Here is a 17,991-nt window from a genome sequence, read left to right on the forward strand (position 1 = left end):
AATGGAAGCCCCATAAGAACCAGAGTACCGATGCAAGGAACAGGGGCGGAATAGCCCGTAGTAGTGAGGAGACCTCTGTAATGGAGGTGGAGCGAAGGGGACTATATTGTTTAGCTTAAGATTAATCGAACAACTGGAAACAGGAGGAATCGATGAATACAGCAAAGTCGTATTGTATTTCTAAATCCATTGTATGGGAAGCATACAAGAGAGTAAAAGCTAACAAAGGAGCAGCAGGTGTTGACGAAGAGTCTATAGAAGAATTTGAAAAGAATCTTAAAGACAATCTGTATAAACTTTGGAATCGCCTATCGTCGGGGAGCTACTTTCCGCCTCCCGTAAAGATAGTTGCCATACCAAAAAGTGATGGAAAGCTGAGAAAGCTGGGAATACCCACAGTATCAGACAGAATCGCACAGATGGTCGTTAAGCTGTATCTAGAGCCAGAGATTGACCCACATTTTCATCCTGATTCTTATGGGTACAGACCTGGAAAATCAGCGTTAGAAGCCGTAGGAGTCGCTAGACAGAGATGTTGGCGCAACGACTATGTTATTGACCTTGATATCAAAGGATTTTTCGATAATTTAGACCACGAGCTCGTGATGAGAGCCGTAAGGAAACACACCGAAAGCCAATGGATTCTTCTGTATATAGAACGCTGGCTAAAAGCGCCAGAGCAAGATGCAGACGGGAAACTTATAAAAAGAGATAGAGGGACTCCACAAGGGGGTGTAATCAGCCCTTTACTAGCCAATCTATTTCTTCATTATGCCTTAGACGAATGGATGAGGAAATGCTATCCAGGTAATCCATTCGAGCGTTATGCTGATGATATAGTGGTTCACTGTCAAACGGAAGCGCAAGCCAACGAAATAAAGAAAGCTATTGCAGAACGCTTAGCTCAATGCAAACTGGAGTTGCATCCTGCAAAGACAAAAATCGTCTATTGCAAAGATGATGAACGAAGAAAAAGATACCTAAACGAGAAATTTGATTTTTTGGGATATACTTTTAGAGCCAGAAGATCAAAGAATCGGTATGGAAAGCTCTTCATCAACTTTAGTCCCGCAGTAAGCAATAAAGCAAAGAAAGCAATAACGAGTACGATGAGAAGTTGGAAAATGCATCTGCGCAGTGACAAGAAGATTGTAGATTTATCAAGAATGTTTAACCCCATGATAAGAGGTTGGATCAACTACTATGGTAAATATTACAAATCAGAACTCTATCAAATTTTCAATGTTGCAAACCGTACATTAGCAAGGTGGGCGGAAAGGAAATACAAGAAGTTAAGAGGCCACAGCAGAAGGGCAATGCATTGGTTGGGAGGGATCGCAAAACGAGAACCTCAGCTATTTGCTCACTGGAAAATGGGCGCCATACCTGCGACTAGACAATAGGAGCCGTATGAGCTGAGAGGCTCACGTACGGAACTGTGAGAGCGTGAGGGTGTGATCCCCTCGCGCTACTCGACTTTTTTTAAAGCGTATTACAAAATAAAAAAGCGATAGATGCTCTCATCCCAGTTCTCAAAAAGGGCGATTCTATTACCTTGTCTTCTACTTCCGATACTTTAGGAGCAGTTGCACAGCAAGGAGGCGAGCTTTCTAAAGAAGCACTAAATGTTCTCCTCCAAATCCTCGTCAATTCACAAAAAAATACTTGAAAAAAGCTTGCTTGCTTCAAACTGGCTTTGAAAAAGATAAAATCTCCTGAGCCCAGGCACTTATACAACATAACATATATTATCAGACGTTAAATTAGAGGCCTTTCCTTGGATATAAAGCCATGGCTAGTTGAGTAAGATTAATGCCTCTAACCCTAAAAAGAGCCAGTACAATGTGGCAAAAGCATGTAAGCCTTGCTCAATTTTAATCTAAAGTTTAACTAAGAAACTTCTCCTAGCTCGTCTATTTCTTTCATCTGTTTTCTCCTGTTAAGAAAAAACAGGATAAGCTTTTAGACGGGCTTTTTCAATTTTTGTCCTGTACAGATTTACATAAGACCAGACATTCCCTTTAAATCAAATAATAAACGCCTAACAAGCGAGCCATCGCTATTGCTTTTTTCCGCAGATCTTTCGAAATCTCATTTAAAGTAAGCAAGACAGTATGGATGCTTCTCATACTAGACATTTTGTCCTACCAACTTCATCTAGAATGGTTGCTTACGTTCCATTAAATTGGCTCAATGGTGATATTGATACTCAAAGAATGCAAAGATGATATTTATTGCAGTTAAAATATGTTTAAATTATGTTTAATTGATAGATCTAAACAATTAATTAATAAAACCAGCCAGGAGAAAAAATGGGAGTTGATGTATTAAAAGGAGAAATTTTTTATAAAATTGTTGCTGCTTCTCTTGAAGAAGAAGTAGTAAAACACAAAGCAACCTCTTTAGGAATTTCAGAAATTAAAACTTTAGAGGAAAAAAATTTATTAATTAATAGCTTACTCCACGATATTCAGTCTAAAATCTCAGATTATATTAATAAAGAAGAAGTTCTTAACAAAAATAAACATCTTAAACATTATAAATCTCCTTCCCTTTACAAGTGGTCAGTGCTAGAACAAGCTGAGAAAGCAGTGGAGACAATTTATCCTTATGCTACTGATGAAAATTTGGCACTATCTGGAAAATCTTCTAAGCAACCAGCAGATAAGTCCTTACCTATTACTCCCTTACTCCTACTCTGTAGCGTGGTAGCGATGACTATATTGGGGAAGATGGAATAATATTTTTTCTATAAATTTGCGTAGGCAGCTTCAAAAATTAGTTCTTAAAGAAACTTAAGATTAATTTGAGCTTTAATAATAATAAAAAAAGTAAGCGAGCGCGGGATATAAAGAGTTTTTTAAATAACAGGAAGTATAGGCTGCCTACGAGCTGCATGTATATAGCGTCTGCCAGAAAATCTATAACGATCACCTTGGTGATAAAGAATTTTGATGCAAATATATTGCACTCCCCCCATTTTTTGATGAATGTAGGCGGCTAACTTACACACAACTCACCTCTCATGATTAGATTTCTTAATGTACTCATTTAACCTCCAAAAGTTGTTTCTTATGCTGTATGTATGATTTGTATAGGCAAGCGACTCTGGCCCATTCTTTGCAAATAAGATGCTTAGATGATTAACTAAATAATACGCTTTAAAAAGCTAAGTCTACATACCTGCCTCTGTAAAAGGCTTTATCTCAACTTAAGGGGATGATTTTATAAAGTATACTGGTGCTTAAAAAGCAACTCAAAAGCATATAATTTACAATTTAATTAAGGAAGGGCATGGTAAATTTATCGCAGTGCCCTAAAATTCCCCTCCTATACTCCGAAATTTTTCTTTAATGATCCTAGCACTAACCTTTCAATTAAAAGGTTCTTCTCCATGTTTTTATAAATTTAGAGAGCAAAATACTTTATGGGTTTCTTATGATCTCCTCGTTTGTCTAAGCTCTTAACATCTGCTTTGATTGCTTCTTCACTTATCAGTGTGCTATCTCCACTAATTAAAGGATTTACGAAGATCAGAAGACTTATTTTCAAAGATTCTTTGATAAGCAACTTAATAAAAATATTTCCTTTTAAATAAATTTCTTTTATGACAAGTGTAGGATATCTTTGGAGAGAACATGAGATCTTTTACACGTACTATGCAATACTTTATAGGAGAAGGCAAAAAGCGCAATCCCCTACTCTTCTATCTAGCAATTCTTAATTTTGCTTTAGCAATTTTCTTATTAAGCTTAATTCCCTTAGGTTCCCCTGTAGCATCTGAGACCATCCCTTGGATAAAGCCTATCAAATTCGCTTTTTCTTTCGGACTTTATCTTTTGACGATAGGATGGATTTTAGTATACTTGAAAATTTCTACAAAAATGTTTTTAGCTATAAGCCGGCTAACAGCCCTGCTTATATTTATGGAAATGCTTGTAATTGTTCTACAGAGTATACAAGGAAAAATTTATCATTTTAGCATAGAGCAACCCTTAACCCTTGCTATCTGCTATGGTATGTGTCTATACCTATTTTCTCATCTATTAATTGTAGCTAATACCCTTATTGCGAGTTATATTTTATATTTATTTTTTCAACCCACTACTCTTTGTTCCCCTGCTTATTTATGGGGGATTCGCTTAGGTTTAGTTATATTTCTTTTAAGTTGTTTAGAAGGCGGTTTTATCGCTTTTCAGGATATGTATTTAAGGCAGGGACAAGTACTAAGCGGATGGGGCTTACCCTTTGCAGATTATACTTCTCGAGGTTATCTAACATCCTCACATTTTTTTGGCCTTCATGCTCTGCAAGCCTTACCTGTTATAGGCTATACACTAAGAAACAGATTACATAGCCAACAGCTAATATTTTCTATAGGAATTATCTATTTTACTATTTTCGGTTACCTTTTTGGAAAAGCCATTAATTAGAGCTTTTAGGAGAAGCACGAGAAATCTTTGCTCAAATGTCTTCTTTATAGTGCTTGCTTAGTCTACTTTTTTGACTACGCTTCCCTAGTAAAAAGCTTATCCACAAGCGAACTATTCTAAAACCTTTGTTTTTTTAAAGTTATCTTTTCAAGATTTCTTCTTCTATTATTTTATTTAGAAAGGACTATACATTTTTTTTTCATCCCTGGCTTATAGGTTAGTTAGAAAACGCTTTTGAGCTACTCTTTATGCAGTCCCTTACTTTATAAAATCTCTCTTATTAAGCAAAGAGACATCTTTCAGAGGGCTGGGTATGCAGGCTAAGTTTTTTAAAGCGTAGAATTACTCGCCTAACTTTTAATGAGAAGGAAAATTGTATGAATAGTATTTACAAGGGGAAATAACGCCAAGATCGATAAAATTTTAATTTTAAAGGGAAGAAATTTTTGGCAGGCTTTTATATCTAAAAGCCTGCCACTTAGAAAAGACACTTACTTTTTCATTCTTCTTTGAGCTTTTTTCTCAGCTTTAGCTGCTCTCTTTTCAGCTTTTTTCAAGTGTTTTCTTGCGCGATGAGATTCTTTTTTTGCATGTCTTGCGCCCTTATTCACTTTATCTTTGACTTTATCAGCAATATTTTTAGTTTTATCGCTGACTTTATCCTTAATATCTTCATATTTATCTTGGATCTTATCACCGATATCTTTAGCTTTATCTTTTATCTTTTCGGCGGTGCCTTTATTTTTATCTTTAATATCTTCATATTTATCTTGGGCTTTATCACCAAGATCTTTGGATTTATCTCTTATTTTTTCGGCGGTGTCTCTAGTTTTATCTTTAATATCTTCGTATTTATCTTGGGCTTTATCGCCAAAATCTTTAGATTTATCTCTTACGTTTTCCTTGATATTTTCATATTTATCTTGGACTTTATCTAGAGTATTATCTAGCTTTTCTCCTGGAGTAGTAGCACAAAAAGTAGCACAAAAGGCATTTGCTGATAGAGATGTCAAGCAAATAGCTCCTAAAATTGTAAGGGCAAAATTTAGTTTTTTCATAAAGACCTCCGTTAACAAATTTAGTTCAAATTATACTAAGCAGTTAGAAGTTGTTGAATGGTAAAATTACCTTCACCAAAGATTTACTAATCTAACAAATTACCGCAATTAAAGCTAGTCAGTCCTACAAATAAAATAATTGTTAACATTATTTGATGTAAGATATAATTTTAAAAGACAATAGCTCCCCCTATTCACTTTAGAGGTCAGGTCCCAATCGTTGATATTTAGAATTTCGCGATTTAAATATTTGAAAAACATTTAATAAAATAACTGAAAATGTAAAAGTTGACCGCTTGTCATCAATTTTAAAGGTTAGCCTTGCTTCTTTTATAAAGCGAACAGGCTAGCAAGCTTTAAAATTACAAGCATTTCGAAATTTCTCCGGGTTTCTTTTATTGCACTTCACTCTATGTCTAAGCTGATTAGCAAGCGAGGATCTCTTATAAATGGAAGAAAAATAATGAACAGTAAAAAGATGAGTTAAGGGCAAGCTTTCAAAATATAAAGCTTGCCCATTATAATTAGAATCCTTAGCTTTTACTCTGTTTCACCTTTTTCTCAACGTTATCTTGAGTTTTTGCTGTCTTGCTTCTAACTCTTTTTTTGGTAGAATTAATTCTATCTTTTACTTTTTCTTTTGTCTCATCGAGTTTATCCTTACTCTTTTCTAGAGCATCGCTATATTTATCTTTGACAATATTTTTAAATTTTTTATATTTAACTTTCCCTTTGTCTAAAGCATCATCTATCTTCTTTCCAGGAGTGGCACAAAAAGCGCTTGCTGATAAACATGTAAAGCAGATTACACCTAAAGTTGTAAGGATTAAATTTAATTTTTTCATAAAGCCTCCCTTGATGCGTTAATTTCAAAATATTGCTCATAACTTTAAAATTATTTACTGTTTCCCTGTAACTTAAGTTTGTAGCCGAGTCCTTAATATAACAAACTTCCAAAAACAAATCCAACCACACTGGAAAATAAAAACCCAACTAAAGGTAGTATAGATTTTTAAAAAACTTTAAATTTTACAGCATTAGAAACAGCTAGTATAAATAAGTAAGAACTCTTGGCAATAAAATATGATTTTTGTAAGCGCCCACCCCACCCTGGTGGGTGAGGGAGCATTGCTATTTAAATTATTGATGCTGAGGAATAAATGTAAATCCTAAAGCGCAGTCAATAGAAAAATTGCTATTTGCGAGCATTTTTGACTTTACGGATGCCTGCAGAATCGCATCTGAAGCCCTATACCCCAGTGACCGCTTATTGATTTTTGAGAAAGGGCAGAAGTTTTAAAGGGATCTTAAAGAAAAAAACTATATAGATAAGAGTAAAGCAAATTTTTTTATCTCGCTACTATTTCCACCTTATCATTTCCTAAAGAAATTAGATTTCAGACAACGTAAGAGCTTAAGAAAATTATGTAAAAAATTAATTCTAAGCTAAATTTTGCATTCTATTCTAGACACTATGCTAAAAAATCATTGAGTCACTGTTTTGCTTTTATCACGACGTTTGCTTAGCCATATAATTAGTAAAATGGATATTCCTGCTATAATCAATTCTAAGGGATGATCATCTAAGAAGCAGAGAACGCAAGACCAGTAGGGACCGAAAAAATAACCAATCGAAAGAAAGACTGTAGCCCATAAAAAAGCCCCGCTATAAGCGAAAAGAGCAAAGCTCGTATAAGTAAGTTCTGTCATCCCAGCGAGCACGCCAGTAAGATGCCTCACCCCCGGGATAAAATATCCAAAGGTAAGAGTCCACTTTCCAAGATATTCATACCAATCGTGTGCTTTTTTTAAGCGCACTTCATTGATACCAATCCACTTACCATACTTTTTAATAATAAAATGACCTGCTGTCTTTCCTAACATATAGCTTAAGGTAATGCCACACATAGAGCCCAGATAGGCTGCCATAAGAGTGGGAATTGTATATAAATGCCCCTGATGAATCATAACTCCTGAGATAACCATAAGCGTTTCATCAGGAATCGGCAGGGCGACAATTCCAAGTGCAAGCAAAAAGAAAAGAGCCATGCTTCCATATTCTAATAGCCATAAAGAAAAAGTATCGTTCAAATATTCCATGAGTTTGCAAGGGTAATGTATAATGTTCGTGGGATACAAGCTTAGCTAAAATTAACTTTTTTACCAAAGTGTAATGCTAAATAACCCTATAAAAAACAAGGTTAAGAGCTTTATTGAGATAAAAATAAATAATTTTTTCCCTTAGAGACATTCTCTGAATTATTAAAATCGTTTAAAATAGAGGCTGTTTAACCAGGAGCCTAATATGATAAGAAAACCTTATCCTAGCGATTTAAATAATCAAGAATGGCAAGTGCTTGAACCTATAATATGCAAGAAAAAAGCTGGCAAGCCACCTATGCACTCTAGACGAGAGATGCTTAATGCCATCTTTTATGTTTTAAGGACAGGTTGTCAATGGACAGATCTTCCTCATGATCTACCTCCTTGGAAATCGGTCTATTCTCAGTTTTTAAGATGGAAACAGAGTAATTTATTCGAACAAATTAATACTTATTTAAGGCGATCGCTTCGCCAAAGCTTAGGCAAGTTAGCGGAACCTAGCGCAGCTATAGTCGATAGCCAAAGTGTCAAAACAACTGAAAAAAAGGGCTCTGCGGATACGACGGTGGCAAGAAAATTAAAGGTAGGAAAAGGCACATAGTGGTGGATCACTTGGGACTGTTAATAGCAGTCATAGTAAGTAGCGCAGCTTGTAGCGACAGAGATGGGCTGAAAGCACTATTTTATTATTTCCAAGGAAAAGCTTTATGGCCAAAAAAAATGTTTGCCGATACAGGATATAGCGGGGAAGAGATGAAATTAGAAGCAGCTTTACATGGTATTGATTTAACAATCATTAAAAGATCTAAGCTAAAAGGATTTCATCTACAAGCAAAAAGATGGATAGTAGAAAGAACATTTGCCTGGTTTGGCAAATGCCGCAGATTAAGTAAGGATTATGAGGCCTTACCAACCACCAGCCAAGCGTTCCTCTATTTAGCTATGATACGTCTGATGGTAAGAAGAATAGCGCAATAAATTAATTCAGAGAATGTCTCTTACTCATATTTGAGTAGAAGGAGTAAAATTCAATTTTGGCCTGCTAAAGAGATTAAAGATAAATTCTCTTGCTTTCTTTATTATAAGTGGCTTATGAATATACATTAGTTACTACTCTCTTAAAGAAGAAACGTTCCATTATACTATAGACTTTATTTTAAATATAATATTGTAAAGGAGATGAATGTATGTTGATAACTATTGGTGTTATTATTGCAATCCTTGCTGTCATAGCTCTCTCATTAATAGGGATTTATAATAGGCTCATTGAAACGCGTAATCAGGTAAAAAATGCATGGAGCCAAATCGATGTTCAACTGCAGCGTCGCTATGATTTAATACCAAATTTAGTAGAGACAGTAAAAGGTTATATGGGATATGAAAAGTCCACTCTAGAAGCCGTTATTGAAGCTAGGAGCCAAGCCTCTGCTATAAGAGAGCAGATAAAAAAAAGTGGATTACCATCCCATCAAGCCATGAAAGAACTAATGAGCACTGAAGCCAGTCTTAAAGCAGGTTTAGGTAACATCTATGCTTTGGCAGAAAATTATCCTCAACTTAAAGCTAGTGATACCATGCATAATTTACAAGAAGAGCTAAGTACAACGGAAAATAAAGTAGCTTTTGCTAGACAAGCTTATAACGATCAAGTATTAGCTTATAATAATATCCAACAAAAGTTTCCCGCAGCTCTAATCGCTACCTCTTTAGGTCACCACCCTGCTGAACTATATGAGGCAGAGTCTGAAGAATCTAAAAAAGCTGTAAAGGTTTCTTTTTCTTCGTAGACAAAGAAAATTAAATTTACTTTAAAATTGCCAACCTACCCTAAAAGCAAGTCAAGGATGAGGATATAGTTTGTATGGCTATAAACTTTTGGGAAGCTCAGAAAAAAGCGCGTTCAAAAACAAAACTATATTTAGGTCTTTTTTTAGCGCTCACACTTTTAACTTCCACATTAGTTGAATATACGATGCGTGATTTGGCTAAAGATAGTTATCATCCTCCTATTCCTTTACTAGGTGGGGCCTTCTTAATTATCACCTGCGGTATAGCCTTGGTAGAATATAGCCATTATAAGTTGCAGGGAGGCGCCTATGTAGCTCGCTCCCTAGGTGCTCGACTTATAGATGACCACACAAATAATCTGAAAGAAAAACAGCTGTTAAATATTGTGCAAGAAATAGCTATAGCTTCTTCGTTGCCCGTACCTCCCGTTTACATATTACCAACAGACGCAATTAATGCTTTTACAGCGGGTCTCACACCTGAAAACGCAGCCATCGCTATTACCAAAGGATCATTAGATAAACTGACTCGAGAAGAACTACAAGGTGTCATCGCTCATGAATTTGGCCATATTTATAATGGTGATATAAAGATTAGCATGCGCCTTGCTGCTATGGTAATGGGCTTTTTTTATGCTTTATATATTGGCATGCGCCTCCTTCAATTTACCTCTCAATCAAGAGAAAGAAGGAAAAAAAAGGAAAATAATCCTGTCGTTATTGCAGCTCTCCTTATATTTGTAGCGGGAGCCTTAACTTGGATTATGGGCTCTATTTTAAAAGCAGCGGTAAGCCGTGAACGTGAATATTTAGCAGATGCTTGTGCTGTACAATTTACTAGAAATTCCGCCGGCATTATTCAAGCACTTATAAAGATTGAGAGAGCAGAAGATGAGACAATGCCTTTAAAAGGAATGGCTTATTCTCATCTATATTTTAATGATAGAATGAGCTTAAGCAGTTTATTCTCTACCCATCCACCTATAAGAAAAAGAATAGTTGCCCTTGAAGGAGGAGAATATATACCTATAGAATGGCGCCATGCTAAAATTTTAGATCATTAAAGATATAGCTAAAATTTAGTTACTAATAAATTATTCGATGACTTTCCTATTATTATTTTTTAAGAAGGATTTACACACCTTCATTTATTGGTTTTATTTTAGTTAAGCACGCATGTTAGAAAAAAAATAATGCACTCTTAAAATCCTCGGCAATAAGAAAAGGTCTACAGCTTAAGACTGATTCCCCTCATCTTACGGTTTTTCTAATATTCTAAAGGCCTTTCATGCGCTTCTGAGCAGCTTCTTATGCAAGCCTATATTTTTAACATAAACTTATCTTTAGGAAGAGAGCCTGCTTTTAAAGATCCGATTCTCTTTTTAAGCTATATACGGCTATAGCTTCTTTGTACAATACTTTTTTCAACGCTCTTTTCTTCCAAGAGAAAGAACAGTCAACGTCAGTCAAGGTAAAAACAAAATATTTTTATTATCATCCCTATTCCTGCCTAATTTTTTATAAGCTGAAGAAACGTAGCGAGAGATAGATCCAAGAGACCTACATCCAAAGCCTTGAAACATTCAATTCCTTAGAAAAATTATAAGAGATTTTTTATAAAGTTTTGATGAGGCAACTTTTATTAAGATAGCTTTTTTTCTTAAAAAGCTATCCCCGCCTATAGGAAAATCTTTCCCTTTTTAGATTCAAGGGGCATCATTTAAACTAGCCAAATGCTCACTCTAAATATAAGAACTCTTGACATTCTTTAAATTGATCCCCTTTTTCTAAACTTTCTCTATTTACAATTTTTTTTCAATCAAGGAGTCCCCTGAAGCTTTACCTGGGCCAAAAATCAAAATAATCATACTAGCAACCAAATAAATAAATGCAAGTTGGGTAAGAAGCTGCTCAGGTGCACTATAGATATTTAACAAAACATCATAATGAGCAGTGTAAAGAGCAACAAGCATTACTATAGACAAAGCAAAAGCTGCTAATCTTGCTCCCAAGCCTAAAAATAAGCAAGCTCCTCCCACTAGTTCAATTAAGCTAGCAGCATACGCATTAAAAAGAGGATAAAGAATACCTAAACTAGCAAAAGCTTCAGCAGTACCATAGATATTCTGAAGTTTTCCTAGGCCGGCCCAAAAAAATGACCAGCCAAAATAGATACGCACGAGTAGCAAAAATACTGACTGTAAAGTAGCCGCGGCTTTATTAAATTTTAAATAAAAGTTTCTTATAATTAAATTTTTCATAATTACTCTTGGTAAAGTGTTGTTTTGTCATTGTTGGCTTCTTGCTGTTTGCTCAAATATCCACTCATAGCTATAGAAATCTATCATCTATCTCTAATCAAAAAATAATGATTTTACCGAATATCAGAAAAAATTAAAGGAATAATAGTGATTCTATTAACTTTTGTGGATAGCCTTTAATTTCTCCTCGCTTCAATCATGCCCCTCTAGAGAAAAATACCTTTTGTAATCTCAAGGAAAAGTTTTATCGCTAAATTTACAAAATAATTTTATTTTTAAAGCTTATCTTACTATAGAAACTTTAAATTTTCTCCTCCCCTGTATAAAAAATTTCCAAATGGCCCCCCTTAGCTTTTCATGCAATAAAAAATTTTGCCTGCTACAGTGTCCATTTTTAAAAGGCAGCCTTTATTGAATAATCTTTTTAGAAAAAAATTGAAGTAAATTTAAAAGCCTGCTTTATTAAGACAAATTACCAGTTAAAGGCTATATTCTTATGTATCCCTCCAAAATTATAGATAAACTCAGCCTTGTTATAGCGTTAACAGCGCTGTTTTTTAGCTTTATTCTTTTCTATCGCGAGACCTTTGAAGCAAGGCAAAGTTTTGCAGCAGCTCTCATGCTAGCAGCTCTTGTTTGGTTATCCTACATCATGCTTCGTTGTCTTCTATTAGCCTTAAAAAAGTAGGTTTAAAAAAATGTTAAAATCATTCATTAGCTGGGCTTTCCTCTTGTGCAGTTCTTTATCCCTGTTGGCAATAGAAACCTCTTGCACCTTTGACCCAGAGCCGAAAACATACTTGAAAATTGAGCCCACTCAGCCTAAGCAACACTTAATAGTACATAGTTATACTTTGAAAAACATTTCTTCTGAGATTATTTCCGACCTGTTTTTGTCTGTTAATATGGATAGGGAAGAGCAAAAACAGATAGGAATGCAACAGCTTGAAAAAGAAGAAAACTTTTGGAGATGGTGGCAAAAATACCAACTAAAGATAGCAGAAAATGAAGCTTACTCCTCCTCTTTAGGGTGCAGTATAAACTTGCCGTTTAGAAAGGTGCCTGCTAGTAAGCGTGATTTACAAGAATTTTATTTTAATAATCACTGGCATCTCATAGACCAGAAGCATCAATTAGGATATCTTGCTTTAGACAATCACACTCTTGTCGGTTATGAAGAGGTAGCTGATGACCCTTTTCTGGTATTAAGGACAAAAGCTTCGGATCTAGAAAGTAAGTTTGATTTTTCACGATCGAGTATGAATTTTGCTCATTTAGATATCTTTCCTAAAGAATTTGATGGCTTTGAGCCTAATGATGTAAAGCCTGGTATGCAATGGACAAACAAGTCCTCTACTTTATATCCCCGAGAAACTCTTACTTTCTATGATAATGGTCTTGTGGAACAAACTGTAATTTTAGCAGAACGTGCTTTACCTTCTTCTATTTTATATCTTACCTCTGCTTATCCTATCGTCCAGCTTATCAATCATACTTCCGAAGAGATTATACTTGAAAACCAGAAGAAAATTATAGCCTCTCAAAGTACGTATGATTTTGAAGTGCCTGTATGGACTGTAGAGATAAGAGCCCATGACCCTACAGGAACCCTTACCCTTGTGGGCCAAAATTGCGAAAAACACCTATGGACACTTGGATCAAATGTAGTGGACATAGGAGCAAAGAAAGATGTGGGCGCTACCTTGCTAACTGTCCATTATGATTTAGAATTGAAGAAAAGCCCCGATGTTTGCATTGTCAACCCTAGCGCACACTTTGATCATACATCTCCTTACTTTGAGTTATCTTCGCTTAGTAATTTAACCGAAAAAATATGGTGGCAAATATCTACGGATATCAATTTCGATTATCTTATTCCTAACTTTCAACGTATAGAAGATTTTAAAAATAGAGTGACGATTGATAAGCTAACTGATACTTTTTTTAATTCTCAAACAAATTACTACTTTCGTGTTAAAACTTTACAAGATAGCTATTGGAGCGAGTGGTCAACACCCTTTAAATTTACTGTTGATAAGCCTAAGCCTGTTGCTCACCCGGTGTTTAAAAAAATAGGTGAAAAAGAATATGAAATTAGTTGGGAACCATCTGAATTTTCAGATACCCAATACCATATTTTTGCCTCCAATGCTTTGGATTTCACTCCCTCCCTCTATACGCAAAAGCAGTATAATTGGATGGATCATGATCAACAATTATTTGATGAAGTCGATAATTGGCTAATCTCCGCACCCCATTGTTCTATAAAAATTGGGTCTGATTATGCCTTTTATCGCATTATCGCCGAAAGAGAAGGTCAATACTCTACACCTTCACCTCTTATTCGCGTGTATGATTATGAATTAGCTATTCCTCGTACTGTACTTCAAATCCCCCGCGATTCATTACAAGAAGAAGCTAGAAGAATAGAGTTTCCTCCCCCCTATGTCCATCTATTGGTGCCTTTTCATCCACCTATTTCCAAAAGCGCAAATGCTCCTTCCCTTTATCCTAACTATTATGTCCAACCTTCCCATATAGAACCAAGTATTTGGCTACAATTACAACCCTTTTTCTTACCTGAGAATCACCCAATTAAGCCTAAACTAGATCGTCTCTTTAGTAAACGCGTGACTCAAAATAAAGAGAGTTTGCAAAAAGCAGGATTCATGCAGCCCACTCCCATGCGCTTTAGCAAGACAATTGTAACAAGAAATAAGAATATTCCAGGGTTTATCTTTAAATTTTTTGGAGATGATCAAATAGAAATTAATGATTCGGAGCGTTGTTATGCACGTGTCGCAGGCGCTATTTCTATCCAAGAAGCGTTGAATCGGCATCATATTAATCACCTTTTTGTAGTTCCTACTAAATGGATATACCCTTTACCGGAGGCTCCCTATCCTTTAAAACAAAATAATTTACAAAGGAAAAATTTTATTGTCATAGAAAATGAAATTGATATCTTTTCCGGAAAAGAAAACAATAAAATGTGGAAAAGCCCTATAATTAATTGCCATACACTTTCTTGGATTTATATTCTCCTTCAAGAGCTAGGACTTAATGACTCTCCCTATAATTTTAACATGCCCATCGCTAAAGATAATAGGATTGCTTTTGTGGACACTGAGCATCATCATAAATGGCCTGTACCTTTGAAAAAACTTTGGCAATTTTTATCTCCTCCGATGAGAGATTTTTGGAATCAGTTATGTGAGGAAAAAAACTTATAAAAAAGCTTTTTCCTTTGCATTTGCCTAAATGTTTATGTCTTTAAAATTGTTAATTCTCTCAATTTCTCCTCCAATATCTATCTGTTTATCCTTCTGTCTTTTATGAAATAGCAAGCAAAAATAACTTTCTCTTAAAAATACTTATCTGTAATAAATAAATTTATAGCCGCTATAAGAAATTTGTTTATATATTTTTTTACAAGGTTGATTGTATGAATTCTTTATCGTCTCCATGTTTAACGAGCTCGTCTGCCCAGTCTTCCACGCCAGAAGCTCATTCCCCAGGTCTCTTACCTATTTCTTCTATTTCTGCAAGTGGACGCGATGCTATTAATCAAAAAATAATTAATTTAGTTAGAGAATTTAACGAATTAAATATGGCAAATAAAAAATTAAATAAAAAATATTGTGATTTAGAACAGGAAAAAGAAAAATATAAATCAAAAAATAAAAAATTAGAAAATAAATATAAAACTCTCAAAATAGAAAATGATAAATATAGGACACAAAACGCCCAGCTAAGCCAAGAATGTACCACTATTAATACACTTTATCACTTACTTTTATCCTCGCCCGTTACCAATAGATTTAAAAAAGAGCATGAGACCTCAGGCGGAGATTTATTATTGCATTTTAATAATAAAATTAGCACTTTATGCAATAGAATTGAGCTGGAAGAAATAGGAAATAAGGAATTAAGTTTATCTAGCCAACAAGAAAAATTAAACATTTATATCCACATTTTCAACGAAATTAAAAAAGAAATCATCGAAAGTCTTCTTATGGACACCTTGATAGACATGAATACTAGAAATGAAAAAGAACCTATCCGCGATATAGATAGAAATGTATATATTGATAAATTTAACTTTATGTTAAGGAATTTTCGTAAAATGGGTAAGCTTCTTCAAAGTTTAACGGTGAAGTTATATCCCCATGATCCCAGATTGCAAGCTTTGACTCGTTTTTATTATTGGGGCTCTGCCGAGCCTCAGGTCATCTACCTAGCTCCCGGCGACACTGAAAAAGAAATATTTGTAGCATCAAGCTCTACTACTGAAAGGCCTATCCATTGGAAATTCCAAGAAGTTGATACGCCCGAAAATATTATAAAAAAGAAAGAAAATAGCGACCACTCCTTTTCACAGCCTCTGTAACATAAAAGCTTAATAAAAAGGATTCCAGCGAACGCCACCTTAGGATCCACCCAGAATTGTTTTTGCTATCACCTCGTTCAGTGAATTACTTATATCCTGCTTTTTTCCGCAGCTTGATAGTAATATCCCCATAGGCCTTTAATAAGCTTGTTTAAAAGCCCATAAATAGCCACGCCCACAATAACCCCTATTCCTGCGTAGATAGCTCCTTCTGAGGTAAAGGAGATACCTATTTTATAAGATTGCCATGTTAATTTGGCAATTTTCCAATCACCATATTTAATAAATAAAAAAGGCTTAAAATAGATAGAAGCTTCCTGCAATGCTTGAAAGCTGTCATTGAGTGTATAGTAACGTTCAACCATATTATTCATTAAAGCACCTTGCAGCTGGAAATCCGTATCTGCGCTGTTTAAGAATTTTACGATATACTGCTGTAAAGATTTTCCTGTAACCGAGGCAGCGCTTTGCATTGCCTGCAGCTGAATTTTTAATTCTTCAACATGACCTAATAAATTCTGTTGATATTGTTGGATATAGAGAGGAAATTGAGAAAAAGCTAAGGCACCCATGACAGCAAACAATCGATCTATTAGACCTACTAAGCCCTTAAGCACTAATGATCCCCCGGATAATAAGGCTCTACATGGACGATGACATCTCTAACCGCTGGCCAAGCTTTTTGAATCTCGACACGCACATTTTGAGTAATTTGATGGGCTAACATTACAGACATATGAGGATCGACTTCTACATCAATGTTAATATGAGCATCCGGCCCATATTGTTGGATGCGTATTTTTTCTGTTTCTTCTACCCCTTCCACGCTTAAGGCAGCAGACCTTACCTTATCAAAATATTCTTTAGCAGGAATTTTATCAATGAGCTGATAAAGGTTATTTTTTGCAGCATATACTCCTATACCTATCATAAAGCATGCGATGGCTTGAGCCCCTAGATGATCAATTAAAGCACTTAAAGCAGGGAAATAACTTCCTAAAATTAAGGCTAGGGCCGCTATTGCACTCGTGATACTATCCAAGCGATAATGCAAGGCATCAGCAGCTAAAGCAGGGCTGTTTTGCTTTCTAGCTGTATTTATCACCAGGCGATAACAGATTTCCAGCAAAAAAACAGCCAGGGCAGGAATTATCCATGCATAAGCTGCTGCAGCCCGTAACTCGTTGTTATCTGCAGAAAGATGAAAAAGTTGTTGAAAGAATGCCAACAAGCCAATAATAACTATGACTATGCCAATTTGCATTCCCACCAAAGGCTCGAAGCGCCCATGTCCAAAGGGATGGTTCTTATCTGGAGGTCGCTCAGCAAATTTTATAAAATAAATTAAAGAAATACTAAAAAAAACATCTACAAAACTGGAGATAGCATCAAGTGTTAAAGCAGAACTGGCAAAAGCCCATGCTCCCATGCTTTCAGCCCAGGTAATAAGCAAACGTATATAAACCCCTCTTTTAGCAGAAAGGATAAGCTGACGATTACGTTCACGACGTGCTATGGATACATAGGAAGGAAGCTTAACAGGATCAGGATAATGGCTCATAATCTTAAAATATAAAGAATGGAGGATAAACGATAAAGAATTATATTCCTTCTCTCTGCAAGGTGATTATAAAAAGGTCCTTCTATCCCTAAAGCTATTATAGGGCAATCGAGTAAAAAGCCTTTAAGTATTCGCTGAAATATCTCTTTTCCTCGCTTTGATTTTTTTCCTCCCTCATAATCTTTTAGCCTCCACAGTCTGTGGTTTTCACACCCTGACTATCTACACTTGCTACCAAAACGGCGATGTAGCGCTTTAAAAGTACTTTTGTAAGAGATTTTCACTCTTAAAAGTAGCTTATCAACAAGCAGGGTTGTGTGCTAAATTCTGGGCTATAAAAAGATGGCAGAGCATTTAAGATGCCTAAAGGAAGATGAATGTCAGTTTGGATAACAAGA

General features: G+C 35.4%; 15 protein-coding genes. 8 read left to right on the forward strand and 7 right to left on the reverse strand.

Annotated elements, in window-relative coordinates; all coding sequences use genetic code 11:
* The first annotated feature begins 152 nt into the window (after positions 1 to 152).
* Together ltrA and TY21_RS04360 are read left to right on the forward strand one after the other, a co-directional pair.
* Entirely contained in the window at positions 153 to 1,403 is a 1,251-nt protein-coding gene (gene ltrA / locus TY21_RS04355; protein ID WP_174232785.1) for a group II intron reverse transcriptase/maturase, read from the forward strand.
* A 909-nt stretch (positions 1,404 to 2,312) separates the two neighbouring features.
* Positions 2,313 to 2,741, forward strand: a complete 429-nt coding sequence (locus tag TY21_RS04360; protein WP_042242180.1) for a hypothetical protein — start codon at positions 2,313 to 2,315, stop codon at positions 2,739 to 2,741.
* 119 nt (positions 2,742 to 2,860) lie between these two features.
* On the opposite strand, the gene TY21_RS10975 is transcribed toward TY21_RS04360, so the two are convergent.
* Positions 2,861 to 3,013, reverse strand: coding sequence for a hypothetical protein (locus TY21_RS10975; protein ID WP_158623021.1), 153 nt, complete (start codon positions 3,011 to 3,013; stop codon positions 2,861 to 2,863).
* Between the two features lie 625 nt (positions 3,014 to 3,638).
* Between TY21_RS10975 and TY21_RS04365 the strand changes: the two genes are divergently transcribed.
* On the forward strand, positions 3,639 to 4,433 hold the full coding sequence (locus TY21_RS04365; RefSeq protein ID WP_042242183.1) for a hypothetical protein: 795 nt from the start codon (positions 3,639 to 3,641) through the stop codon (positions 4,431 to 4,433).
* Between the two features lie 491 nt (positions 4,434 to 4,924).
* Here TY21_RS04365 and TY21_RS04370 read toward each other — a convergent pair whose 3' ends face one another.
* The 3 genes from TY21_RS04370 to TY21_RS04380 all read right to left on the reverse strand — a co-directional run bounded on the left by TY21_RS04370 (position 4,925) and on the right by TY21_RS04380 (position 7,591).
* A complete protein-coding gene (locus TY21_RS04370) occupies positions 4,925 to 5,491 on the reverse strand; it encodes a YtxH domain-containing protein (RefSeq protein ID WP_052243877.1) in 567 nt (188 codons plus the stop codon).
* 533 nt (positions 5,492 to 6,024) lie between these two features.
* On the reverse strand, positions 6,025 to 6,336 hold the full coding sequence (locus tag TY21_RS04375) for a hypothetical protein (RefSeq protein WP_042242186.1): 312 nt from the start codon (positions 6,334 to 6,336) through the stop codon (positions 6,025 to 6,027).
* Between the two features lie 640 nt (positions 6,337 to 6,976).
* Complete coding sequence (locus TY21_RS04380; protein ID WP_039384576.1) at positions 6,977 to 7,591, reverse strand: DedA family protein; 615 nt, start codon at positions 7,589 to 7,591, stop codon at positions 6,977 to 6,979.
* Positions 7,592 to 7,796: 205 nt separating this feature from the next.
* On the opposite strand from TY21_RS04380, the gene TY21_RS11445 reads away from it, so the two are divergent.
* The 3 genes from TY21_RS11445 to TY21_RS04395 all read left to right on the forward strand — a co-directional run bounded on the left by TY21_RS11445 (position 7,797) and on the right by TY21_RS04395 (position 10,445).
* Positions 7,797 to 8,572, forward strand: a protein-coding gene (locus TY21_RS11445; protein ID WP_130589534.1) for an IS5 family transposase whose coding sequence is annotated in 2 segments (ribosomal slippage) — positions 7,797 to 8,136 and positions 8,136 to 8,572 — 777 coding nt in all. Because the reading frame shifts where the segments join, the coding sequence is not laid out codon by codon here.
* Positions 8,573 to 8,781: 209 nt separating this feature from the next.
* Entirely contained in the window at positions 8,782 to 9,381 is a 600-nt protein-coding gene (locus TY21_RS04390) for a LemA family protein (protein ID WP_042244193.1), read from the forward strand.
* Between the two features lie 74 nt (positions 9,382 to 9,455).
* Positions 9,456 to 10,445 (forward strand): M48 family metallopeptidase, encoded by a 990-nt coding sequence (locus TY21_RS04395; RefSeq protein WP_232044406.1) that lies wholly within the window; start codon positions 9,456 to 9,458, stop codon positions 10,443 to 10,445.
* Between the two features lie 738 nt (positions 10,446 to 11,183).
* Here the strand turns inward: TY21_RS04395 and TY21_RS04400 are convergent.
* Positions 11,184 to 11,642: a DoxX family protein gene (locus TY21_RS04400; RefSeq protein ID WP_042244195.1), complete on the reverse strand. Its 459-nt coding sequence runs from the start codon at positions 11,640 to 11,642 to the stop codon at positions 11,184 to 11,186.
* A 698-nt stretch (positions 11,643 to 12,340) separates the two neighbouring features.
* Here TY21_RS04400 and TY21_RS04405 point away from each other — a divergent pair.
* Positions 12,341 to 14,875, forward strand: a complete 2,535-nt coding sequence (locus TY21_RS04405) for a hypothetical protein (protein ID WP_042244199.1) — start codon at positions 12,341 to 12,343, stop codon at positions 14,873 to 14,875.
* A gap of 212 nt (positions 14,876 to 15,087) precedes the next feature.
* Positions 15,088 to 16,032 carry a hypothetical protein gene (locus TY21_RS04410; protein WP_042244202.1) on the forward strand — a complete coding sequence of 315 codons (945 nt, stop codon included), beginning with the start codon at positions 15,088 to 15,090 and terminating at the stop codon, positions 16,030 to 16,032.
* A gap of 89 nt (positions 16,033 to 16,121) precedes the next feature.
* Here the strand turns inward: TY21_RS04410 and TY21_RS04415 are convergent, their stop codons facing one another.
* Both TY21_RS04415 and TY21_RS04420 read right to left on the reverse strand, forming a co-directional pair.
* Complete coding sequence (locus TY21_RS04415; protein ID WP_042244203.1) at positions 16,122 to 16,649, reverse strand: DUF2937 family protein; 528 nt, start codon at positions 16,647 to 16,649, stop codon at positions 16,122 to 16,124.
* Positions 16,649 to 17,593, reverse strand: coding sequence for a cation diffusion facilitator family transporter (locus tag TY21_RS04420; protein WP_042244206.1), 945 nt, complete (start codon positions 17,591 to 17,593; stop codon positions 16,649 to 16,651). Before TY21_RS04420 ends, TY21_RS04415 begins: the two co-directional genes overlap by 1 nt.
* Positions 17,594 to 17,991: the final 398 nt, after the last annotated feature.

The organism is Neochlamydia sp. S13 (genome assembly GCF_000648235.2).
Classification (GTDB): domain Bacteria; phylum Chlamydiota; class Chlamydiia; order Chlamydiales; family Parachlamydiaceae; genus Neochlamydia.